Here is a 24,889-nt window from a genome sequence, read left to right as displayed (position 1 = left end):
TTAAGAAATGAGGCTATTTTGGTGGTTTTTAAATATATAGGTTTATTTTTAGATTATATAGTATTGTTTATCAACCATAACACCAGAACCATGACTAAAGTACTCACCACCATTATGCTGCTTTTTTTTGTATGCAGTTTTCAAGTCCAAGCCCAAAGTGCTGATCAGCTAATCGGCAAATGAAAGCTTGTGAAATGGACCAAAAAGGGAAAAGAGCAGAACATCCATTCGAAGTTTAAGACCGATGAAGTATATCAGATTTTTGAAGAAGAGAACGATTTTGTGAGCATCGTAGGAAATAAAAAAACAAAAGGTAGTTGGAAACTTTCGGACGAGGATCAAAAGCTCACTGTGAAAGTGATGATGATGAAGGTGAATTTTGTGATCGAATATATGGATGATAAAAAGCGGGTCATTTCCAATAAAAAACAAGGTACTCTTGAATATGCAAAGGTGGAATGAACCCTCGTCCAATTTTATAACGTAGTGGATACTTGGACGATTACTATTTCCAGTCTCAGACTGGGGTGATATTAAATTTTACAAGTTTAGGTCCGAGTCTCCAGACTCGGACCTATTGTACTATTTCTTGATACTAAGTACTAATTACTAAATACATTTTAATAATTCCATTCGATCACTGCCATCACTGGGAAATGGTCGGAGGGATAAAGGTTGTGATAGGTATCGGTAAGAATGCCGTACTTTTTGACTTTCAGGAACTCGCTGACAAAAACGTGGTCGATGCGCCTGTCCGTGCTTTTGCTATTGTCGAAGCTGTTAAAGGTGCCATTGTTGGCGTAGCGGAGGTCTGCGGCTTCATAGCAGTCCTTAAGTTCTTCGGAATTTTCCAAAAGCAGGTAAGCGGGGTTTTCTTGGTCCACGTTAAAATCCCCCGTAAGCATGACAGGGATGCCTGCTTGATCAGCTTCCTTGATCTTGCTGAGGATCAGCTTGCCACTTTCTTGGCGCGCTTCTGTACCTACATGGTCAAAGTGCGTATTGAAGAAATAAAACTGCTGACCACTGGCCTTATCTTCCATTTTTGCCCAGGTGCAGATTCTTGGAAGGGCTGCATCCCAACCTTTGTTGGGCTTGGTGGTGTCTGTCGAAAGCCAAAAGGTATTGCTTTCCAGCACCGCAAATTTCTCCTTGTTATAGAAGATGGCGGAGTATTCTCCCTTTTCCTTCCCGTCATCCCTACCCACGCCAACATAACCAAAGCTGGACAGTTGCTCGTCGAGGTATGCCACTTGGTGTTTTAGCCCTTCTTGGATTCCAAAGATTTCGAAGCCATGGAATTGGATCAGGTTTACTACTACTTCCTTGCGGTTGTCCCAGTTGTTGGGAGCATCACCAGGATTGTCATAGCGGATGTTAAATGTAGCGACGGTGAGCTCTTCACTTTGTGCCTGGGCCCTAAGTGATAAAATAAATGCTCCCAGCAGTGCAAAGACTGCTATCAGATAAGTTTTGAATCGGTTTTTGGTCACTTTAATAGGCTTTAAGTTTTTTAAAGATAATGTTAAAAGAAGTGTGAATGGTTAATTGAGCGCAGAAGACCTTGGGGAACATGGCTGGCGCATCCCCAGGTCTATCTGCGACCAATTTACTGGTTATTTTTGGAATTACCAGCCTGGATTTTGTCCCAGTGCAGGGTTCATCAGGAGGTCATTTTCAGGAATAGGATAGAGGTAGTTTTTTTCTTCCCATTCCCGAGGCTGGTGGTCTAGCCAGTGGATCTCTCCCTTATTGCCTTCGTCCAGTTGTTGGGGATTGATACCCGAATCGATGTTTTCGCTGACGTTGATATAGGTTACCCCGTCCACTTGGTTGGCTGGTAGTTGGGTGTAGAAAGCTACGTCAAAAATCCCATCTTCATTGAGGTCCAGGGGAGTGTCGAGTGCTGGTACATAAAAGCCATTCCAAGGCATTTCCATCAATTCCCCCTTATCCCATCTGACGATGTCGTAGAAGCGGAATCCTTCGAAGACCAATTCGATGCCACGTTCCCGTCTGATTTCCAAAAGCACCGGATCCGTGATATCAGGAAAATAGGTTTCTTGCAGATATGGGTCGATCATGGTAGGCATGCCGAGATTTCCAGTGATTCCAGCCCTTTCGCGAAGTGCTCTGATGGTAAGCAGCCAGTCTGCTTCGGTAAATTCGCCCAGTTCCGCTCTTGCTTCTGCGTAGTTTAGCAACACTTCAGCATACCGGAGAATACTTACACTGTTGGTGTTTCTGCTGCCACCATCAAAATACATATCGTCCAACGTCCATTTGATCGGTTGGTACCCCGTGTAGGTGTATGAAAATATTGGAGGGGCAGGTACGACGGTGCCGGCATTGGTCCGGGTGTAATCGCCCATTCGAATGGTTTGTTGTAGCCTTTTGTCCCTGTTTTGGGTTTCTTCCATAAAGGTCATGGTTTCATGTCCTGAAAGCTCCGTAAATGGCGTACCATTTTCATTTAGATAGGTACGGATAAAATCTCTCGTCAAGCTCACCCTGGCGCCATAAGTGGAACTGGTCCACCACCAGTTGGCGTCATGAAATACACTTAGGGAAGGGTCGATTACGACGGCCAGCATGATTTCTTGCGTCACGGGTTTTTCGCTGATAAACAGTGATCGATAGGAGAAATCTTCTCCATCACCTTTGTAAAGCGAAAAATCGCCATTATCCATTACTTGCTTGGCAGCAGAAGCTGCTTCGCTAAGCCATTTTATAACAGAGCCAGTCAGTTCGTAATCTTCATGGTACTTTCTGAAAGTACCTTCAAAGAGGCAAATTCGAGACTTAATGCCCAGCACTACATTTTTGGTAATCAGACTTCGACTTTCATCTTCTCCTTCACGAATATTCGCAATGGCGTAGTCCAAATCAGCCAAAACAGAGTCCATCACTAAGGTTCGTGGATCACGTCCATTATAAAGGGCGGGATCGTCCACGTTCATGGGGGAACTGATCCAGGGAACATCACCAAAACGCTTTACTTTTTCGTAGTAGAAGAAGGCCCTAAAGAACCTCGCAATGGCATTGAAGTGATTTTTGGTTTCTTGGCTTACCTCTTCACTGGTATTATTTTCCAGAAAATAATTGATGTTTCGAAGGGCTTCCCAGTTCCAACCACTACTTTGGGAGGGGTTATAATTTCCTGGTCTGATAAAATCAGGCACTTGGGTCCTGGCAGCATAATCGGCCATCTCATCGCCCGAGTGAATATCCCTGGCCGTAGGAAGGCCGTTATAGAAGGAATTGGCATAGAGGTTTAGCCCATTTTCACTGTTGAAAACAGCGCTTTTGGAGGTGGTGGCCTCTGGATATTGATCCAGTTCCGCACAGCCGGTAGCCAAGAATCCCACGAGGGCAATGGATCCGAATAGTTTTTGTATATTTTTCATTGGTTTAGGTCGTTTTTTAGAAGGTAATAGATAGTCCCAGGGTTACGCTCTTTAGGATCGGGTAGTTGTTTCCATTACCCGAAGTACCAGAAGTAAGCACAAGATCAGACGGTCCGGTATTTTCCACGTCTAGGTTTTTGGTCACCTTATAAAGTGGTGACCAAGTAAGTAAATTCTCTCCTGAGAGATATAGCCTGGCGGCGCCCATTTTATACTTAGAGGCGATATGCTTAGGGAGGTTATATCCGATTTGGATGTTTTTCATCCTTAAGTAAGCGATGCTCTGCAAATACCGGGTTTGCACCGATGATAATGAGCGGTTACTGCCAATGGAAGTATAGCCGCGGTATCTGGGGAAATAAGCATCAGGATTATCTTCTGACCAGATGTTTCCGAGCATGGATTTGGGCACGTCATTATAAGGACGGTTATACTGTCCCCAAAACAATCCGGCCTCTCCACCGGGCCACCAGTCTCTTTTACCAACACCTTGGAAGAAGGTGTTGAGGAAAAAGTTTTGATAGCTAAGGTCGATGTTAAAGCCATACGTATATCGCGGAGTGGAATTACCGATGATTTTTTGATCTCCTGGATTGTCCACGGTGTTTAGGCCTTTATTGATTACCCCATCATTGTTCAGGTCTTGGAATTTTATATCTCCCGGTAGAGTGGTTCTGCTGGTGGATGACTGGATATAGCTTTGATCCGCATGGGAACTGATGTCTTCCATGGATTCAAAAAGTCCTTCTGTCACATAGCCCCAGATTTCGCCCACTTTCATGCCTTCATAATAGTCCGTGAGCTGTTTGTTTTCATTATTATATTTGGTAATGGTAGAATTGTAATCCGCCATAAAGAATTTTACGCTATAGTTTAGCGGCTTGGAAGCCACACTTACTTGGTCTCGCCAGGCGAGGACAAATTCCCAGCCTTTTGTTCGGAGATCGGCGTAATTTCCTTTTGGTACCGCCGTACCGAATACTGCTGGGAGGGATTTGCCCACCGTAAACATGTCCGTAGTATTTCGGATGTAAGCATCACCCGTAAAAGTCAGTCGATTACTCAGCATACCTAAGTCAATACCAATGTTTGCTGTAGTGGAGGTTTCCCAGGTCAAGCCATCTGGAAGTACTCCTGGCTGATTGGTATATTGAGGCTTCACGCCGTTCAATACCCTGTCGGATTGGGTAATAGAAAACAGTTCCTGGAAGGCATATGAATTGATGTTGCCATTCCCAAGTGAGCCATAGGAACCACGGATCTTCAAGTCTGAAATGGCGGTCTCGGATATGTTGAAGAATGATTCATCGGACACCCTCCAGCCTGCTGAAAAGGAAGGGAAGAAGGCATAACGCTGATCTTCGGGAAATTTGGAAGATCCGTCATAGCGGCCATTTACCTCCAGAAGGTATTTGCCTGCATAATTATAATTTACCCTGAAGAACCCTCCTTGGATGTCCCATCTGTCCCAGCCACCATTGGTAGTAATGGATTGCCCAAGAGCTAGGTTGATATCCTGTGCGTCTTCGAAGATCAGGCCGTTTCTTTGTGCCGTGAGGCTGCTGTAAGTCGAGGTTTCGAAGTTGTAGCCTACCAAGCCTTTGACACTATGCAGTCCTTGCAGTTTTGGTTCGTATTCAGCATAAAGATTGGTGGCCATATAGCGCGTTTCGGCTCGTTGGTTTCTGATATCGTTGGTATTGGTTCCGACATATTCGATGACCCCTTCACTTCTGCTGTAAGGTACTGGTACACGAATCCGTTGTTCATTGTTTTGGATATCTTGGAAGGTGAAGTTTCCCCGAACACGGAAGGTGTTGTCAAAGAACTGGGAATTGAAGCTGGTGATATTTTTGATGATGCTTCGTTCGGTATCAATGCCATTTTTCCCGTAATAATAATCCCCAATGGTATAGGCGGCCGAATAGGAAAGTGTGCCGTCAGGGTTTAACATTGGGGCCACGGGATGGCCTTCGTCCGCGATATTCCGCCAGATGCTACCACCCTCGCCGACATTGAGAGGATTGTGGTATTGTCTGAAGGAATATTCCGTATTGTTTTCTACGGTTAGCCAATCTGTCATTTCCAAAGAGCCTTTAGCCCTGAAATTGTACATTTTGAAATCATCGGAATTGTACCGGAAAAGTCCCTCTTGGTCAAAGTACCTTCCTGTGATGTAATAGCCCGTTTTACCGTTGCTACCAGAAAGGGAAAGGTTGTGTTCCATGGCCAAGAGGCTCTTTTTGTACAATTCTCCATAATAGTCCGTGCTGCCGTAGTAAATGTATTCACCATTTGGTCCGACTTCGATATCCGGTAAGCTTGGATCTTCCGATCTTCGCTTCAGTTCTGCCAAATAATCTTGGGAAAAAGGGAGCGTTTTATTGGCGTTTTGGGGAGTCTGGGAGTAATCGTTCCATGCTGTCCACGCTTCGTTAAACATGCTGGCCCAAGTGTAGCCGTCGGTCACCAGGTCAGGAACCACCGTAGGGGACTTGATGGACCAGTTGGTGGTGTAAGAAAGAGACATTTTGTCCTTGGAGGGAGATTTGGTGGTGATCAAGATCACACCAAAAGCACCTCTGGCTCCATAGATAGAGGAGGCCGAAGCATCCTTAAGCACCGAAATACTCTCTATATCCGAGGGATTGATCATGGAAGGGTCGCCTTCTACACCATCGATCAATACCAGTGCGTTGCCGCCCTGGCCGATGGAGGTCGTCCCACGGATGTTAAAGGACGGTGATTGGGTAGGCTTTCCGTCTTGGATATTGATGTTCAAGTTGGGGATTGCTCCCTGTAGCCCTTGGGCAATATTGGGAACAGGACGGTTTTCGAATACCTCTCCTGTTACATTATCTACTGCTCCTGTAAGGTTGATTTTTTTCTGGGTGCCATAGCCTACCACCACGACTTCGTCAAGCTCATTGGACTTTAGGCTGAAATTGATCGGTCTTTGGCCGATGGTGGCAGTGGCCGACTGATAGCCCAAGTAGCTGGCAGTGATGGTCTTTCCCATGAGCTCTTCCGGTATATCCAAGGTCCAGTTACCATCCAGGTCAGTGGCTATTCCAATGCCAGAACCTTCTATAAATACCGATGCACCGACAATGGGCTCTCCAGTATCCGCATCGATGACAGTCCCAGATATGTTGATGTCGATGACCACTGCCTTGTTTTGGTTGGTTTTCTTCAATTTTCTTACTGCAATGTCTTCATTGACTTGCTTAAAACTAAGGTCAGTTTGTTTGGCAACTTCATAAAGAAGTGTTTCAAGATCTGCCGAGCCATTTAGTGATACGACGGTTTTCACCTCTGACAAGACGGCATTGTAGTGGAACCTGAAGGTGCTTTGGGCTTCTACCTGTGAGAAGAATTGCCTAAGCTCCATCTTGGTGGTGGAAAGCTCAATTTGCGTTTCGCCCATGTGCTGGGCCTTGGTCTCATGGGCCAAAGCAAAATTGCTAAGGCAGTACATGAGCGTACCGATGATTAATAAGTTCGCTGTTGACTTCAAAACAATGCGAAGTAGTTTTTTTTTCATAATTTTGATGAATAAAAGGTTTGTACCCTTGCTGCTACATGGTCGAAGATGGAAGCAACGGGGGATAACTAAATTGATCTTTTAGATCCGGTGGAAGGGCCAATTCCACCGGGTTTTTTATTGCCGTATGCAATTATGTGCGGTGATGATTACTTCATTTTCATGGAGGGTATAGTTTATTTTTAAGGCATACTGGATGATTTCCAGGGCGTTTTTTAAGGAAGTATTTTTAAATTCACCTGTAAACTTACAGGTGCTGTCCTTGGCACCTGTAAGTTTAATGTCAGTATTGAACCATTTGGAAAATTCATTGATTACTTCTTCCAAGGAGGCATTTTCGAAAATCAAAATGCCTTTTTGCCATTTCAAAACAGCTTCAGGGCTAAAAGGTAAGGCCGGAGTGAAGCCGTTTTCCTTTTCCCAGTGGGTTTGCTGGTTTTTGATCAAATTGATTTTTCGGCCATTCGGAAAGTCTTCAACTACTTGTACTTTTCCGGTGAGTACCGAAATACTTGGGCTTTCGTCTGGGTAGGCGCTGATATTAAAAGAGGTTCCCAGTACTGTGGTTTTGAGCCCCGCAGACTGCACAGCGAATGGTTTGGCGGGATTTCTTTTGACTTCGAAATAAGCTTCTCCGATCAGTTCCACATTCCTTATGCTATCAAACCGCTCTGGATAAGAAAAGCTAGAGCCAGTACTTAGCCAAACCTTAGAACTGTCAGGAAGGGTGAAGCTACTGACTTGTCCCAGTTTATTACTGATCGTGATCGTTTTGGCTGGGGGAATGACCTCTTCATCCGGCATCCAATACTGTAAACCGATGATCGTAGCCACAAACAAGCTAGCGGCTATTTTTATGCCTCCAGACCAGGTGATCCAGCGCTTCTTCTGTGAAGGGACATGCTTCTTGATATAGGTGTTTTTCTGGATGTTTTTCCAGGCCTTTTGTTTTCGCTCTATTTGCTCTGTTTCCGTCAGGGAAGGTGCATTAAGCTCCTTCTCATCATACCATTGGTTCAGTTGTTGCAGTTCATCCGCATCAATGGTTTTGTTGAAGAGTTTATCAATGAGTTTTTTCCAGTATTGGTGAACGGTCATAATTTTTGCTTTTCACTTACATGAGTCAAAAGAAGGCCTTGGCATCTACAGGAAAATGGTTATGAAATCATTAATGATATCTAAGTGTGCATAATGTTTGGGTAACAAAGTATGGTGTCAAGTCAACCCTAAACCTACGAGTAATCCGGTACGTCTTTTGGCCTATCTCTACGTTGCAAAAAGACTTTCTTATCTACGGTTAGGAGCGTTTTTTGTGCCTTGATCTCGTCCAAAACCCACTACCGCCTTATCCGACATTTAAGCGGACTTGACACTAGTGAAAAAAGATGGTCAGTAGGGCAATCATGGAGACATCTTCGGCCAATTGTTCCCTAAATACCTCACGGGCTCTTGCCAGTTGGTTGCGGACAGTAGAAGTGGAGATCTTAAAGCTAGTGGCTATTTCCTCCACAGACATTTGCTGGAAGCTGTTCATTTCAAAGATTGCCTTGCACCGTGGAGGTAGGGAGGTAGTGATTTCGCTTATTTTGTCATAAAGTTCGTTAAACTCCATGATCGAAAAGCCATTTTCTTCATGGTAAGGTTCTGCCAAAAAATCTCCATTTGCGCTTTCTTTCCCCTGTTTTGCCAACTGTTTAAAAAAGCCGTACTTGAGCATGGTTGCCAGATAAGCACTGAATGTAGCCTTAATTTTGATGGTCTTTCTATATTTCCAAAGATTGATGAAAACCTCTTGGGCCAAGTCCTGCGCCAAATCGGGACACTTGGTCTTCGCAATAGCCAAATGATATAGTTCATCCCAATAATAATCAAAGATGGTGTTAAAAGCCCTTTGATCATTATGTGATGCCATTAATCGTAAAAGTTCGGTATCACGTGACCTGCTGTTTGCCATTGGGAAAGTATTTACTTCAAAAGTAGAGCTAAGTAGCACTCGTTATTCATTTTTTCAATTAAGAAAAGGTTAATTAATCTTATGATTTGCTGTTCATTTATAAATGGAAGCACCAAAGCTTGGAATGTATATATTCTAAAAAGTTGGTTTTGCATATTGCTAAAATGGTTTAGTTTTTTGTTGTTAATTAAAGAACATGTATATTTGGTGAATGTGGTAAAGCAAATAAGGGAAAAGATGTCCTGTTACCGCAAATGACCAATGATGCCCAAAATGCCCCTTTCTGAATCCATAAAACCAATCAAGAACGCTTCTGCAGCTTCTAACGAACATCCAATAGGTGGAGCGATGGAGGATAGATCTTCTGAGTCTATCCTGTGGGTGGCATTTCTACAGGGAAGTGATTCTGCACTGGCAAAGATTTTTGAGCAATATGCCCATAAGCTTTTTAATTATGGGAGACAGTTTACCAAAGACACTGAAATCATCAATGATGCCGTCCAAGATGTGTTTTACCAGGTCATTAGGAGCAAGCACAAATTAGGAATGGCCCAATCCATAAAGTATTACCTTTTCAGTAGTTTTAGACGACGGTTGTTGCGCTTGATCAAGCAGCGCAAACGGGTGGTATTGGATGAAGATTTTGAGAAAACACATGGGTTTCGGCTACATGTAGATCCAGATTACCATTCCATTGGTACCCAATTTACCGTGGACCAACGTAAAATCCTGGAGGAGGCTTGTAATCGGCTCCCCGTAAGGCAGCGTGAAATTCTGTCCTTGTACTTTTTTGAAGGGCTGTCGTATAAAGAAATTGCCCATATCATGGAGTTTTCCCAGGTCAAATCCGCCAGAAAATTACTATACAGAACCTTGGACAGCCTACATGGCATGTTGGAAAAGCACAAGGATATCCTTCGCATGCTTTTCGTACTGGTGGGTTAATGGCCGGATCTCAGCCGAGAAGAATGTTTTACGGATTGCAAATCTTAGTGACCTGCGTCACCTGTCTCGCCGAGCTAAATCAGCACTGATTTGCTGTTCGGGATTTCAAATCCCCCTAGCCCTTATCTGAATTGCTCAGGTAGAACATAAGTATGCAATTTTCGGTAATTTATCTGTATTTTCCTGCCGGATATGGTCTAGCCGTTAGGCAAGACTGTACCTTTCACAGTCAAATTTCTTTGATCTCCACATTGCTTTCAAGGGTCGAAGAATAGTTGCCGACATAGGTCCCATCTACCGGTAAGGTCAGGTGTGGAAGATAACTGGCCGCCAATGGGATATAGCCAGCATCCGTCATCAAGCCTAAGCTTGGATCCAGCCCAATCCATCCGGCTCCCGGGCAGTAGGCTTCAACCCAGGCATGGAGCTCGTGGTTTTCTTCTAAATCAGGATTATAGGCATAGCCACTCACAAACCTACTGGCGATACCTTCCCTTCTCAGGATGGTGATGAGTAACCAGGCCAGATCCCGGCAGGATCCCCTCTTTTCATGAAGGGTCTTTTCGGGTGCCCAGATACCGGGATCCTCTCGGATAATATGGTCGCAGAGTTCGTGGATATGGGCGGTAATGTTTACCATAAAATCCACGGCATTTTTGCTGCCTTCCTTAAATTGACTGGATAAGTCACTGATCGATTCGGAGGAATCGTGATCCAAATAAGGCAAGAGAAAATACCTTTTTTCTTCTGGATAGTGAAAGGTTAATTCTCCTTTTTCATTCCTGCTTTCGAAGGTTTTGTCAATAATAAATTCAAATGGGTTCACTGGAAAAACGGTGATTTCCATATTGGTTTCTATCTCAAACCGATCCACGAGTCTGTCAAACCACACTTGTTGGAACAGGTTTCCTTCCATGTCCAGGCGTTGGTTGATCCCTTGTGGAGCGGGGGTAAAACTGGTATGCACCGTGTGGACTTGAAAATATCTCCGGTTTGAAGGTGAGAGCAGTATCTTTTGGGGGCTCAGTTTTACCATTCCATCATAGGTATAACAAGTCCTGTGGAGAATTTGGAGTCGTTTTTCAGCGTTCATTGATCGGAGATTCATTCGTTTGGAATGCCAGTTGCAAGGTGTCGGCCGGAAGGGCAGACACGGCGTTTTTCAAGCGGCTGTTCCAGAATTCAGAAATGTGGATCAGTTCCTGCTGCTCAAAGCGGTGCTCAATGATCTTGAAGGCATTGTTTGACAGCGTTACCGTGTCAATAGGGAAGTCCACGTCATTGGCCGATATCCTAGTGGCATCGAAGGCCAAAAAGGCACTTTTTATCGCAAAATCCAGGGTTTCATCATAAGTGATCGATCTCCTGAGGACAGGATTGCCAAATCCTGAGTTTCCGATGATCACAAATGGGGTTCCCTTACGGATTTCTATCCAGTTGCCTTGGGGGTACAGGAGATAGAGTTTGGGTTCCTCGTCATCTTGGAGCTGGCCTCCAATGATGGCATGTAGGTTAAAGTCCAGTCCTGCTTCTTCGAGGTTTTTCTTGTCTTCCTTGGCTACCTGTTTGATCTGGTTTCCCAGTTCATTGACAGTTTTGTAGAGTTTATCAAACTGGTCATCTTGTTTTTGGATGACCTCCGTAAAGTATGTGATGGCTTTGTCCCGTACCGACCTGAGTCCAGAGGTCATCACAAAAAAGGAATGTTTCTTCTTGTTGACCACAAAGACCTTTTTGGAGGTTGTGGTTTCATTGCCGGATGTAATTCTGGTATCGGATAAACCGACAATGCCGTGTTTGGTCTTTATTCCTAAACAAAAGGTCATTACTGTGATTGGTTTTGGGTAAAGGGTTCGTGCCTAATCTGGAAGAAATTTAACTCAATTTCTGATGAAATAATATTTATTTTTTGTTGAATTTCATCAATTGATTCATGCAGGCCTGTTTTGATGATGTCGTTGATGTCACTGAAAGCGAGTTTTGATCGCAGCGCACCGATTTCCTTTTCAGCATTATTGTTAAAATCATTGGTCCTGCTGTCGGAGATCATGTGCAGGCAATCTTCGGCTTCTTTCAGGCAGAAGTAAATCGACCGGGGAAATTGTCTGTTAAAGACAAGGAACTCCAAAAGGCCGTTAGATTCGATTTTTCCATAGAGCCGTCGGTAGGTATTGAAAGCAGAGACAGATTTCAGTAAGGCCGTCCAATGGAGGAAATCCAATGGGCTTCCCACTTCTTCAGGGGAGGGCAGGAGCATGTGGTATTTGACATCAAGGATCCTGCTGGTTTTGTCAGCCCTTTCCAAGTACATCCCGAGAGACCGGAAGTACCATGCTTCGGTCCTGGCCACGGTACCGTCAGCCAATCCATAAAGCAGAAGGATGCTGTACCGGATTTTTTCAAAAAAGCTTCTTGGGTCTTTTTTGCCCCAGATGGTTCTTTCCGTACTCTTGTTTAGCAGGTGAAAGAGTTCGTTGATCTTTTCCCACGTTTCTTTGCTGAGGTTTTCCCGGACGATCCGGGCGTTTTCACGGGCGTAGGTGATGGCCGAAAGAATGGAGTTTGGATTGGACTTGTCCAAAGCCATAAAGTGAATCACAGACCGTTTGTCAAAATCATGGTAGGTCTGCTGGTAGAGTTCAAGGTCTCCGGTGGCCAGTACCAAAGGTTCCCATTGGGCTTTGAGGCCAGGGGGAAGGTCCAGCATCAGGTTAAAATTGACGTCAATAAACCGGGCGTAGTTTTCTGCCCGTTCCAGGTACCTTCCCAGCCAATAAATAGAATTTGCAACGCGACTTAACATAACTAATTTAGATTTTATTAATAGAGCACCCACGTATCTTTACTGCCACCGCCTTGAGAGCTGTTGACCACTAGGGAGCCCTTTTTGAGGGCTACCCTTGAGAGGGCACCTGGGATGACATCGATATCCTCGCCGTACAGAACATAAGGGCGCAGGTCCACATGGCGGCATTCCACATTGTCTTCCACCAAGGTAGGGACGGTGGACAGGGAAAGTGTCGGCTGGGCGATATAATTGGTCGGATTGGCCGTTATGAGTTGCCTGAATTTTTCGTGTTCCTCAGCGCTGGCTTTAGGGCCTATCAGCATACCGTATCCACCTGCGGCGTTGGTTTCTTTGACGACCAGTTCATCGATGTGGTCCAGCACGTATTGCCTTTCGTCGGGTTTACGACAGAGGTACGTTGGTACATTATTCAGGATGGGGTCCTCGTTAAGGTAATATTTGATGATGTCGGGGACATAGGCATATACCGCTTTGTCATCGGCCACACCTGTTCCAGGCGCATTGGCCAGCGCTATGGTGCCGGCTTTGTAGGCATCAAATATGCCGGAGACTCCCAAGAGGGAATCGGGATTAAAGGCTGTCGGATCCAAGAAGGTATCATCGATCCGTCTATAAATGACATCGATGGGCTCAAAACCCTTGGTGGTCTGCATATAGACTTTATGGTCCTTTACGATCAGGTCTTCACCCGTCACCAGTTCCACCCCCATCTGCAAGGCCAAATAGGAATGTTCGAAGTAGGCTGAATTATAGATTCCTGGCGTGAGGACGCCTACGACAGGCTTTTCCTTTTCGCTAAGATTCTGCAGCATATTAAGCAGTCTGGCGGGATAGTTTGATACGGGCATGACACCGGCTTTATTCAGTACATTGGGAAAGGCTTTTTTGATGATTTCACGACTTTCCAACATATAAGAAACTCCCGAAGGACACCGTAGATTGTCCTCTAGGACAAAGTACTCACCGTTTTTGTCCCGGATGAGGTCTGTACCCGTAATGTGGCACCAAATGCCCTTGGGAGGAGTGAGTCCGATACAGGGCTTTAGGAAGTCCTTACTGTTTTCGATCAGGTCCCTTGGCACTACTCCGTCATTGAGAATCTCCTGCTCATTGTAAATGTCCTGGATAAAATGGTTGAGGGCATTGACCCGTTGTTTTAGACCCGCCTCTAGTTTTAGCCATTCGGGATTGGGAATGATCCGGGGAATTATGTCAAGGTGGAGGATCTTTTCCAGCCCTTCTTCATTGTGGTAAACATTGAAGGTCATGCCCATCGCCAGTTGGCTTTTGTTGGCCGAAAACTGAAGCTGCTTGAGTTTTTTGGGGTGTGTTCTTTTAAGGAGTTTTTCGAAAGGATGATAGTGGCCCCTACAGGTGCCGTCTTCCTGAAACATTTCATCAAAAAGCCCCGCGCACTGGTAATTGCTTAAATCCATACATGTTTGTTTGAGTTGGTAAAAAATGTATTTATAATTTAACTAATATTTAATTAACGGCAAAATTTGTTTCGTTTTTTGTAATGGGGGAATTGAAGAATTCTGTTCTTATTTCAGAAAGGATTACAATTATTTGGTGTTTTTAGGTGGTTGTTACTTTATTCTTGTGGTTTGTACTTGATCGGTAAGTGGCGGCGAACGTTTACTGAAGAAAACGGATTTTTATTTTTTTGTAAAAAATAAATGAACCCTGATGGGGTCACTTTATGGTTGGCGGTCTCCTTTATATTAGATCAAGCGCAATAAACCTAAACATCCCTGTCAATGAGCTTTGACCCAAAAAATGAAACAGACTTTTTGAGGCATCCGCTTTTCATGAAGTGGGTATCCGGTTCCAATTCGGAATTGGATAGCTATTGGCATAATTGGGTGGAAAAGTATCCTGAAAAGAAGGGGATGCTGGTAAGGGCCAAGGATTTGGCCAAGTCACTTTCTTGGAAGGAGCAGCACCAAATGCCCCAGGAGGACTTCAGCAGGATCAAAGACAACCTGCTCCTATATCACGTCAAGCAAGAGCAGTATAAGGAAATCGATAGCAGCCATTTCAGGTATCCAAACCGGGTGATGAAATGGTGGCTACCTATGGCTGCGGCCGTGGTGGTGATGGGTTTTTTTCTGTTAAGCTATTTTGAGCTAGGAAAAACGCAGCCAAGTGAGGCTATCCCGGTCGCCGATTGGGTGGTGAGGAAAGTTCCGAAGGGAATGAAGAAAGTATTTCGGCTCCCAGATGGCTCTCAAGTAACGGTCAATTCGGACAGTGAAATCCGCTTTCCCTCCAGCTTCGGAGATGAGCGCACCGTGGAGCTGGAGGGCCAAGCATTTTTTGAGGTGGTCAAGAACCCCGAGAAGCCTTTTATAATACAGAGTGGCCAAATGAAAACCACCGTTCTAGGAACTTCCTTTGATATTGGGGCATATCCGGAGGATGCTGGCTTTCATGTGGCGGTAGTGACTGGAAAGGTAAACGTCGCCACGGACAATGGAGTTTCGGCCACCTTATTTCCTGATGAAGCCACCTTCTTTGATTTGAGAGATTTGTCACTTACTAAAGGAGCGTACGATTACGATCAGCTAATCGGCTGGAAAGAGCGCATCCTTAAGTTTCGGAAGGAATCCTATAAGCAGGTATTTGACAGATTGTCCAGGTGGTACAATGTCGAGTTTGTAATGGCTGAGGGGGTGAGCTTTCCTGGAAAATATAGTGGGGAGTTTAGAAATGAAAGCTTGGAAAATGTGCTCAAAGGCATGGAGTACTCATTGGATTTTGATTATGAAATAAAAAATGGAAAAATAACGATCAACAATAAATAAGCGACATAGTGTCGAATAACCTTAACTAAATAATCCCAAAATAATGAAACAACAACTACTCGTTTTCAGGAGGAAGCTGCTGATGAGATGTTTGTTCCTTTTGCTCTGTATGACAGGGACATTGGCACAGCAGCAAGCTTTCGGAAATCAGCAAAAAGACCTGGAAAATGTCTTCGTCAGCCTTGCGATGGAGGATGCCCAGGTGGAAGAGGTACTTCGTGCGATCGAAAAAGAGACGGAATTTAGGTTCGCTTTTGATTTGGATCAAGTGAGGAATACCCCTTTGGTGAGCGTCTTAGTAAAGGAGCAATCTTTACTATCCGTTTTGGAAGATATTTCTTCCAAAACCCACCTGAAGTTCAAGCAGATCAACAGTACTATCCATGTGAGCAAAGCCTCATCCAAACTCCAAAAAGCTGAAGGTCCTTCACCATTGGCATTGATTCAGGTGACTGGAAAGGTCTTGGACGACTCGGGAGAACCCCTTCCCGGTGCTTCGGTACTTATCGAGGGAGAACCTAGCAAAGGGACAGTGACCGACATGGATGGTAACTATTCCATTGAAGCTACTGAAGGGGCCACATTGGTGTTTTCTTATATTGGATTTGAATCCAAGAAGGTGGTCGTGGGCTCGCAATCTACCATTAACGTGACCTTGGCCATGAGCACCTCTTCGCTGGAAGAGGTGGTGGTCGTGGGCTATGGTACCCAGAAGAAACTCAGTGTAGTAGGGGCTGTGGACCAAGTGGGCCAAGAAAAGCTGGAAGGAAGGCCTGTGGCGACCATGAGCCAAGCCTTGCAGGGAGTTTCGGCCAACTTGATCGTGCAGCAGCGAAACTCAGAACCTGGAGCGGGGATCAACCTGAATATCCGCGGGATCAGTACATTGGGTGATAATAGTCCCCTGATCGTCATCGACGGGGTCATTGGGGGTGACATCAACCTGCTTAATCCATCGGACATCGAAAGTGTCTCTGTGCTGAAAGATGCCGGTAGTGCAGCGATTTATGGATCCAGGGCCAATAATGGCGTCGTGCTGATCACGACCAAGCAAGGAAAGAAAAATTCCCGTCCGACAGTAACCTATAATGGCTTGGTGGGCGTCAATACCCCGCAATTTTTTACCCAGCCAGTCCATGGCTACCAAAATGCCATGCTGCGCAATGAATCTGCTTTCAATGCAGGGAGAAGTGAAGCGGTGTTTAGCCCTGAAGAAATCCGTCAAATACAGGAAAATGGGGATACGGAGTGGTTTGCAAAGGAGATTTTCAAAAATGCCCTGCAGCAAAACCATAACCTTTCGGTCTCTGGAGGTGGAGAAAACTCTACCTATCTCGTGTCGGCAGGCTATACCGATCAGCGCAGCAACTTTGTAGGTCCTCAAAAGGGCTATACACGCTATAATTTCCGGATGAACCTGACCAATGAATTTGGAAGGTTCAAGATGAGTTCACGATTGGCCTATACCAGAAGGCTGATTAAGGATCACAGCTTTTCCAGCGGAACATTGATGGCCGATGCCAATAGGGTACCGCTATATTATAACCAAAAAGATTCCTTGGGAAGATACCTGACCAATGATATTTTACAACAATTCAATCCTTTGGGGATTCTGGAAAAAGGTGGGTTTAGAGAGCATATTGATGATAATGTCTTTGGCAATATCAGTGGTGAACTGAAGTTGACAAGCGACCTGAAGGTGCGTGGAGTCTTTGGATTTAATATGTATTCCAATAACATGTATGCCAGGACCTTGCAGGTGGATTTTTACCCAAGAGGGATTTACGGAGGAGACCGAAATACCACAGATGAAAACAGAAAAGGACTGGACCTCAATTCCCAGTTGATGCTACAGTATAACAAGCTGTTTTCCGAGCGTCACGAGGTGAATGCCCTCATAGGAGTATCCAATGAAAACCACACGGATCGGGGTGTTGGGATCTACAAACGATTTACAGATCCTGAGCTGGGCACGCCTATCACGGAGACCATTATCAATCCGGACAGTTATAATTCCAACCAAAGCTCCTCAGAAAACAGTCTGAATTCCCTGTTTGGTAGAGTTTCCTATGATTTGGATAAGAAGTATTTTGCAGAGTTTAGTTTCCGCTATGACGGGTCTTCCAAGTTCCGCGAAGACATCCGATGGGGATTTTTCCCCTCCGCATCAGTAGGGTACCGAATTTCCGAGGAAGACTTTATGAGCAATTATCGGGATCGTTTTGGGGAGGTGAAAATCAGGTCTTCTTATGGTGTACTAGGAAACCAGAATGTGGGAAATTACCAATACCAGACCACATTTTTCACTTTTCAAAATGCCTATGGCTTTAATAATGCCGCGGTCGGTGGTACAGGTTTTAACTATGCCAATCCCAATATCCAATGGGAGCGGGCGGCCACGTTCAATATCGGTGCTGATCTAGACTTTTTGGACGGGGCACTGACCTTAAGCTTGGACTACTTCGATAAAGTGACCTCTGATATTTTGGTGCCACCTGCTGTGCCCGGAGTGTTTGGTACTTCGTTGCCAGACTTTAACAATGGAAAAGTAAGCAACAAGGGTTGGGAAATCACCACGACCTATCGTCACAGAGGCGACTTGTTTGAACATACTTTCTCCTTTAATCTGGCCGATTCCAAGAACAAAGTGCTGGACTTTCAGGGAGAAGAAAGACTTACCGGTTTGGAAGAGCTTCAGGTCTTGCTAAAAGAGGGCTACCCTTTTAATTCCTATGTGGGACTTAAAAGGGACGGATATTTCCAAAATATCGATGAAGTAGAGAGCGGTGCCAAACCGGAGGGACTCAATGTCCAGCCTGGAGATAACCGCTATGTGGACGTGGACGGAAATGGCGTGATCAATGACGATGATAAGTATGTGTTTGGCAATCCTTTTCCTAGGATGACGTTTGGATTGACTTATAATGTTCGCGTGAAAGGATTTGACCTGAATGTATTTGCCCAAGGTGTGGGGAGCAGGACCATGATGATCCGTGGAGAGATGGTGGAGCCTTTTCACTACAACTACGGCATGACCATGTATGAGCATCAGCTGGACTATTGGACACCCCAGAATCCTGATGCACGCTATCCCAGGTTGGCCGATAACGGCAGTCAGTCAAATACCAATAACTTCCGAAGAGGGTCGGACATGTATTTGTTTGATGCGGCGTACTTACGGCTCAAAAATGTACAGGTAGGCTACACCTTGCCAAAGTCAGTTGCTGAAAAGCTGGGCATGCAAAATTGCCGTGCTTATCTCTCTGGTCAAAACCTGTTTACCCTTTCCAAAGTGGATTTTGTAGATCCGGAATTATCGGAATTTGACAACAGTATGAGAAGTGGTGGTGCCAATAGTGCCCGCGCTTATCCTACGATGGTGTATTATGGTTTTGGATTGGATATCACCTTTTAAAGAGCTCAGACGATGAAAAAACTCAATAACTATACAATCATGTTATCGGCGTGCTGCACACTGCTATGGACTGGGTGCAAGGACTTGGATTTGGCGCCGGAAAATACCTTTACGGATTTGACTTATTGGACCTCTGCGGCCAAAGCAGAAAGCATGCTGAATACGGCATATTCGCAGATGTTTACCAGTAATCGCTTCTTTTTCAATGAAGGAGCCTCCGACAATGCCTACAATGGCCGTGGAGACAATGCCGGGGCAGCGTCCTTGGCTGCAGGTACCTATGATCCTTCCCTCGGACGCCTACAGTCCCAGTGGGATGATAACTACAGTGCCATCAAGACCTGTAATATCATTTTGGAAAATATCGATCGTGTGGAGGATATGGACGAAGCAGAACGCGAGCGCATCAAAGGCGAAGCACGTTTTATCAGGGCATATCAGCATTTCCAGTTGATGACCTGGTTTGGAGATGTGCCTTTATTGGACCATGACATCTCTATCGAGGAAGCCCAGACCATCTCCCGGACACCAAAAAGCCAAGTGCTGGAATTTATCCTGAGTGAATTGGAAGCAGCCAGCCAGGTACTGCCCACCCAGCAGGAATTACCAGAAGCAGAACGGGGCCGCATCACCAGCGGTGCAGCCATGGCCCTCAAAGCGCGGGTTCACCTGTATGAAGGCCAGTGGCAAGAGGTGGTGGCCACTACCGAGCCATTGATTATGGGTGATGAATATGGCAGTTATGGTCTTTTCCCTTCCTATGAAGGCTTGTTTATGCCTGAAAACCAGTACAGCCAAGAAGACATCCTCAGCCTGCAGTATGTGCCGCAGTTGCGCACTTGGGCTGAATTCTTTGACATGGCACCTTTATCGGCAGGAGCTCGGCTAAATGCCCTGGCACCTACCCAAGAGTTGGTGGACAGCTATTTGATGGAAAATGGATTGCCCATTACAGATCCCAATGCTGGTTACGATGAAAGTGATCCATATGATAATAGGGATCCGAGGTTGACTGCGACCATCGTTTACCACCTCTATGAATGGGAAGACAATGGCGATACCCATACCATCTATATCCAGCCGGGAACAGATCCGGACGAATCAGCAGCGGATGAGTATGTACCGGGATCTTCATCTACGACGACGGGTTATTATACCAGGAAGTACTTTGATCCCTCGCGCAATACGGATTTTGCCTCAGGGCTAAATCTGATGCTTTTTCGCTATGCCGATGTGCTGCTGATGTATGCAGAGGCCAAGAATGAACTGAACCAAATGGATCAGACTACTTGGAATGAGACGGTCAGAGCACTTCGTGAAAGGGCAGGATTTGAAGCGCCAGTGGCATTGGATTTTGATGCTGATCTGGGCCAGGAAGGCTGGCGGGAAGTGATCCGGAATGAGCGTAGAGTGGAGCTGGCCATGGAAGGCTTGCGGGTGTTTGATATCCGCAGGTGGCGCATTGCAGAAGATGTGCTCAATGGCTGGGCCCATGGAGCGCAATTTGGTCCACCATCCGAAGACAATGGCTACTTGCGGGTAAACCTAAGATCTTTTGATCCTTCCAAGCATTACCTGTGGCCCATCCCTCGTGATGAACGAAACCTGAACCCTAATCTGACCCAAAATCCCGGCTGGGAATAAACCTATACAATAACCTGAAAACAATACGACAATGAAAAATATTAGCTATAAACTCCTTTCCTTTCTGATGGTGCTGGTGGCCTTTTGGGGCTGTCAGGAAGATACTGAGATGCATACGGAAGTGACCCCTGTGCAATCCTTATATTCACCGGAAAACAATGCCTTTATGAACCTCGGTGCCCAGAGCTCGGCCATATTTGAGTGGGAAGCTGCCAAGGCTGCGGATAACGGGGTAGTGCTTTACGATGTGGTGTTTGATGAAGAGGGGGGAGATTTCTCCGATCCATTGTTTATTATTCCTTCAGATGGCAGAGGAATGCAGCGGCGACTGACATTGCCATTCTCAGAGCTGAACAGCATTGCCGAAAGGGCGGGAATCCAACCCGAAGCAGTAGGAAAACTGCAATGGTCGGTACAGTCCTCAAAAGGGATCAATGTCCAGGAGATCATGGATATCAGGACCATTGAGGTGGAAAGGCCTGCTGGATTTCCTGCTCCGGATGAATTGTACCTGACCGGCTCTGCCACAGAGGCTGGAGAGGATCTTGGCGACGCCATCCTGATGACAAAGACCAGTGCCAATACCTTTGAGACCTATACTTCCTTGAAAGCTGGTGCCTATTCCTTTGCCGAAAGAAATTCCGGTGAACCGGATACTTACTACATCGACGGCGAAAAATTACGTGCAGATGGAGAAACAGAATATACAGGTGAAGAAAACGTGTACCGTATCCGTGTGGATTTCTCCAATGGAACCACTGAAATACATGAGATTGGGGATGTGGAACTGTGGTTTGCACCGAATGGAGAATTTCTCACGGCGCTGCCTTATGCCTCCAATGGCACTTGGATGATAGACGACTTTCCCATCGAGTTTAGACAAGAAAGCTGGGGCAGGGACGAGCGGTACAAGTTTCGCTTTATGGTCACCGATGCCGAAGGCAATACCACGGAAGAATGGTTTGGCAGTACCAATGGCGATAACCAACGGCCAAATGAAACCACTGGCCCGGCTTATTGGTACATGGTGCCCGTGACCAATGACCGCTGGAACAACTGCTTCAAATTCGCGACAGAGGTGGACAATGCTGCTGCTGATATCCAAATAATTTTCAATGCAGAAGTGTCAAATTACACCCATTCCGTAACGGTAGAATAAGGAAACTGTGCTCAGCAGCCCGTCACTGCAAGGGATCAGCAGCAGTCCCTTGATAAGAATGGAGGGCGATTGGCTACCGCTGCGGTCGCAGTGACGTTGGCTGTTGAATGAGCCTGATATTCAGTTTGTAAAAGTAATGTCGGGTAAACGGAATGTATAAAAAGTAATTGACCAAAAAAGGAAAAACAAAATGATGAAAACATATAAAGTAGTCTTATCGATACTGGCAATAAGTGGAGGATTTACCGCCTGCATAGAGGATGATTTGGGGCCGCTACGCAAGGATTTTGACCAAGTGGAAGTGGTGCAGTATGATTATGCTGCCACGGCTGATTCGATGCAGAATAGCCTATATTCCCTGTATATTGCCCAAGATGGGGTTTTTAATTTTAATCCGGGAGGATCCTATGGAAACTACTGGCCAAATGCCCATGCGCTCCATGTGTACGTGGACGCTTATACCCGGACCGGAGATGGTGCCTATTTGGACAAAATGAAGAAGTTGCTGCACGGGATCAGGGACAGAAACGGAGGAACCTTTTCGAATGTATTTAATGATGATATGCTGTGGTTAGGCAATGCCTGCGTTCGTGCTTATCTCGAAACAGATGATGCCGAATACCTGGAAGTAGCGGAATTTCTTTGGGAGGACATTTTGGAAAGTCACAGTGAGGTGTTTGGTGGAGGTATTACCTGGAAAAAGGACACGCCAAACCTAAAAAATGCCGTGTCCAATGGCCCCACGATCGTTTTGGCCACGAGACTGTACCATGTCACCCAAGAGGAAACATACCTTACTTGGGCCAAAGACCTTTACGATTGGCAAAAGTCCAATTTGGTAGATCCCCAAACCGGGCTGGTTTGGGACCATATCGAGCTGATTGAAGGGGTGCCAACCGTAAAAAAGGATTGGATATTTACCTATAATGCAGGAACCTGGATAGGCGCAGGACTGCGGTTATTCCAAATCACTGGTGAAACGGGCTATTTAACAGATGCCCTTCAGACAGCGGAGTCCGCAATGAACAGGTCGGAATTGTCCACGGAGGGAATCCTCAAAAATGAAGGGCAAGGGGACGGTGGCCTGTTCAAAGGGATCTTTGTCCGTTACTTTACGGAACTGATTCAGGAGCCCGCAGTGTCTGATGGTGTTCGTGGAGATTTGGTCAGCTTCTTTAAATTCAATGCGGAAACGTTCTATGCCAATGGGCTTCGTCGGCCAGATATGCTTTGTGGCCCCAATTGGAGACAATTACCCGGTGACCAAGTGGACCTCTCTACCCAATTGTCCGGTATGATGTTAATGGAAGCGGCAGCTTTGCTGCAGGAAGAAGGAGTGTTGGAATAGGAGGAGCCGCTAGTCTTGAGTCTTGAGACATGAGACATGGGAAATGAGACTTGAGACAATTAGCAATTACCGGATTAAATTTGACAAATTCCCCCTTTAGGAAATTAGAGGGCATTTTCATGAGCTGTGCTGGGGCTCTGCTTCAGCACTGGCAAGCTTTGAATCTCTGACTCAATAAAGCTGTCCCGATTTGAAACCAACAATGATTGAACCATTGTGGATGGGGGTAAGAGTGAAGCGTCCCCAATTTTGCTGATCAACCAGAAAGCATGATCAAACAAATACCGAACTAGCCCTTCTTCCATGTCTTCTTGTAAAAAACCTTGTTTGATAACGCTAAATCGATTAATTTACGCAAAAATTCAATTAATAAACTTGAAATTTAAGCTTCTTCCTTTTGAAGAAAGGCGTGAAATAACCTTAAAATCATGATCAGAAGGGATTTTATCAAAACCAGTGCTGCGGCCTCTTTTGGACTGGCCATGGGATCTGGAGTGTCCATGGCTGCCGGACTTGCCGTAAAGGAAAGTAACCGTCCACCAAAAGCCCAACGAAACTTCACCAGTAAGGCAGTAGAAAACACCATTGATGAAATAAAGAAGAACATCAAAGACAAGGAATTGGCATGGCTATTCGAAAACTGCTTTCCAAATACCTTGGATACGACAGTGGAATATTCCGAGGGAAATGGCGAGCCGGATACCTTTGTCATCACTGGGGATATCCATGCCATGTGGTTGCGTGATTCTTCCGCGCAGGTGTGGCCATATGTGACCTTGGTGAATAAGGACAAAAAGCTCAAAAAGCTTATTCAGGGGGTGATCAACCGCCACAATGAATGCATTATCATCGATCCTTATGCCAATGCCTTTAATAATGGCCCAACCGGAAGTGAATGGGAGAGTGACCATACCGACATGAAGCCCGAGCTTCACGAGCGGAAGTGGGAGATCGATTCCCTTTGCTATGCAATCCGCTTGGCCAATGGGTACTGGAAGGAAACTGGTGATGCCAGCATTTTCGATGACCGGTGGGAAAAGGCCATGAAGCTGGTCGTAAAAACCTTCAAAGAGCAACAGCGAAAAGAAGATAACGGTCCCTACCATTTCCAAAGAACGACCCCGAGGGCAACGGACACGCTTTCTGGCGACGGATATGGTAATCCCGTCAAACCCGTCGGCTTGATCTGTTCTGCATTCAGACCATCGGATGATGCGACCATTTTTCCGTTCCTGGTACCTTCCAATTTGTTTGCTGTGCAGTCTTTGCGACAGCTGGCAGTGATTTACAAGGAGGTGAAAAAGGATATTTCTTCGGCCAAGGAGTGCGAGGACCTGGCCAAAGAGGTGGAAGATGCGCTCCATCAATATGCGGTGGCAGAGCATTTGGATTATGGTAAAATCTATGCTTTTGAAGTGGATGGTTATGGTAACCAGCTTTTTATGGATGACTCTAATGTGCCGTCATTGCTAAGCATGGGCTATTTGGGTAGCTTGGAGATTGACGATCCGATCTACCAAAACACCAGGGATTTCGTGCTGAGCGAGGATAATCCTTATTTCTTCTCAGGAAAAGCCGCCAAAGGAATCGGAGGCCCGCACGTGGGAATGGACTATATCTGGCACATGAGCATCACCTTGCAGGCCATGACAGCGACCGATGATGCGGAAATCAAGCAGTGTTTGGACTGGCTGAAAACTACCCATGCGGGGACAGGATTTATGCATGAAGGATTCCACAAGGATGACCCAGATAATTTCACCAGAAGTTGGTTTGCATGGGCCAATACACTGTTTGGCGAACTGATATTTACCTTGTACAAGGAAAAGCCGCATTTGCTGGCCTGATGAACATACA

17 protein-coding genes are annotated in these 24,889 nt (G+C 45.6%); 8 read left to right on the top strand and 9 right to left on the bottom strand.

Annotated features, from left to right (window positions below; genetic code table 11):
• The first annotated feature begins 189 nt into the window (after positions 1–189).
• Positions 190–462 carry a lipocalin-like domain-containing protein gene (locus tag FDP09_RS19425; RefSeq protein ID WP_137404244.1) on the top strand — a complete coding sequence of 91 codons (273 nt, stop codon included), beginning with the start codon at positions 190–192 and terminating at the stop codon, positions 460–462.
• 158 nt (positions 463–620) lie between these two features.
• On the opposite strand, the gene FDP09_RS19420 is transcribed toward FDP09_RS19425, so the two are convergent.
• The 5 genes from FDP09_RS19420 to FDP09_RS19400 all read right to left on the bottom strand — a co-directional run bounded on the left by FDP09_RS19420 (position 621) and on the right by FDP09_RS19400 (position 8,863).
• Positions 621–1,493, bottom strand: a complete 873-nt coding sequence (locus FDP09_RS19420; protein WP_187328716.1) for an endonuclease/exonuclease/phosphatase family protein — start codon at positions 1,491–1,493, stop codon at positions 621–623.
• A gap of 135 nt (positions 1,494–1,628) precedes the next feature.
• The gene (locus FDP09_RS19415) at positions 1,629–3,407 is read right to left on the bottom strand and encodes a RagB/SusD family nutrient uptake outer membrane protein (protein WP_137404243.1); all 1,779 of its coding nucleotides are present in this window, start codon (positions 3,405–3,407) and stop codon (positions 1,629–1,631) included.
• A gap of 16 nt (positions 3,408–3,423) precedes the next feature.
• Positions 3,424–6,951: a SusC/RagA family TonB-linked outer membrane protein gene (locus FDP09_RS19410; protein ID WP_137404242.1), complete on the bottom strand. Its 3,528-nt coding sequence runs from the start codon at positions 6,949–6,951 to the stop codon at positions 3,424–3,426.
• Positions 6,952–7,068: 117 nt separating this feature from the next.
• Positions 7,069–8,049: a FecR family protein gene (locus FDP09_RS19405; protein WP_137404241.1), complete on the bottom strand. Its 981-nt coding sequence runs from the start codon at positions 8,047–8,049 to the stop codon at positions 7,069–7,071.
• Between the two features lie 274 nt (positions 8,050–8,323).
• Entirely contained in the window at positions 8,324–8,863 is a 540-nt protein-coding gene (locus FDP09_RS19400) for an RNA polymerase sigma factor (protein WP_187328715.1), read from the bottom strand.
• 303 nt (positions 8,864–9,166) lie between these two features.
• On the opposite strand from FDP09_RS19400, the gene FDP09_RS19395 reads away from it, so the two are divergent.
• Positions 9,167–9,850, top strand: coding sequence for an RNA polymerase sigma factor (locus FDP09_RS19395; RefSeq protein ID WP_244940517.1), 684 nt, complete (start codon positions 9,167–9,169; stop codon positions 9,848–9,850).
• A 229-nt stretch (positions 9,851–10,079) separates the two neighbouring features.
• On the opposite strand, the gene FDP09_RS19390 is transcribed toward FDP09_RS19395, so the two are convergent.
• The 4 genes from FDP09_RS19390 to FDP09_RS19375 are packed head-to-tail and all read right to left on the bottom strand — an operon-like array spanning position 10,080 to position 14,095.
• Positions 10,080–10,943, bottom strand: a complete 864-nt coding sequence (locus FDP09_RS19390; RefSeq protein ID WP_137404238.1) for a transglutaminase family protein — start codon at positions 10,941–10,943, stop codon at positions 10,080–10,082.
• A complete protein-coding gene (locus FDP09_RS19385; RefSeq protein ID WP_137404237.1) occupies positions 10,933–11,676 on the bottom strand; it encodes a peptidase in 744 nt (247 codons plus the stop codon). The genes FDP09_RS19390 and FDP09_RS19385 overlap by 11 nt, the downstream gene beginning before the upstream one ends.
• The gene (locus FDP09_RS19380) at positions 11,676–12,653 is read right to left on the bottom strand and encodes an alpha-E domain-containing protein (protein WP_137404236.1); all 978 of its coding nucleotides are present in this window, start codon (positions 12,651–12,653) and stop codon (positions 11,676–11,678) included. The genes FDP09_RS19385 and FDP09_RS19380 overlap by 1 nt, the downstream gene beginning before the upstream one ends.
• 17 nt (positions 12,654–12,670) lie before the next feature.
• Entirely contained in the window at positions 12,671–14,095 is a 1,425-nt protein-coding gene (locus tag FDP09_RS19375) for a circularly permuted type 2 ATP-grasp protein (protein WP_137404235.1), read from the bottom strand.
• A 324-nt stretch (positions 14,096–14,419) separates the two neighbouring features.
• Here FDP09_RS19375 and FDP09_RS19370 point away from each other — a divergent pair, with 324 nt between their 5' ends.
• From FDP09_RS19370 to FDP09_RS19345, 6 genes are all read left to right on the top strand, one after another.
• Positions 14,420–15,466 (top strand): FecR family protein, encoded by a 1,047-nt coding sequence (locus tag FDP09_RS19370; protein WP_137404234.1) that lies wholly within the window; start codon positions 14,420–14,422, stop codon positions 15,464–15,466.
• Between the two features lie 43 nt (positions 15,467–15,509).
• A complete protein-coding gene (locus FDP09_RS19365) occupies positions 15,510–18,881 on the top strand; it encodes a SusC/RagA family TonB-linked outer membrane protein (RefSeq protein ID WP_137404233.1) in 3,372 nt (1,123 codons plus the stop codon).
• A 12-nt stretch (positions 18,882–18,893) separates the two neighbouring features.
• Positions 18,894–20,525 (top strand): RagB/SusD family nutrient uptake outer membrane protein, encoded by a 1,632-nt coding sequence (locus tag FDP09_RS19360; RefSeq protein ID WP_137404232.1) that lies wholly within the window; start codon positions 18,894–18,896, stop codon positions 20,523–20,525.
• A gap of 31 nt (positions 20,526–20,556) precedes the next feature.
• Entirely contained in the window at positions 20,557–21,684 is a 1,128-nt protein-coding gene (locus FDP09_RS19355; RefSeq protein WP_137404231.1) for a SusE domain-containing protein, read from the top strand.
• A 190-nt stretch (positions 21,685–21,874) separates the two neighbouring features.
• Complete coding sequence (locus FDP09_RS19350; protein ID WP_137404230.1) at positions 21,875–23,032, top strand: glycoside hydrolase family 76 protein; 1,158 nt, start codon at positions 21,875–21,877, stop codon at positions 23,030–23,032.
• A 428-nt stretch (positions 23,033–23,460) separates the two neighbouring features.
• A complete protein-coding gene (locus FDP09_RS19345; RefSeq protein WP_187328714.1) occupies positions 23,461–24,879 on the top strand; it encodes a glycoside hydrolase family 125 protein in 1,419 nt (472 codons plus the stop codon).
• The last annotated feature ends 10 nt before the right edge of the window (positions 24,880–24,889 follow it).

The sequence above is a fragment of the Echinicola rosea genome (assembly GCF_005281475.1).
GTDB lineage: Bacteria > Bacteroidota > Bacteroidia > Cytophagales > Cyclobacteriaceae > Echinicola > Echinicola rosea.
The sequence above is the reverse complement of the archived record's forward strand: the minus strand, read 5'-3'. Positions and strand labels throughout refer to the sequence as shown.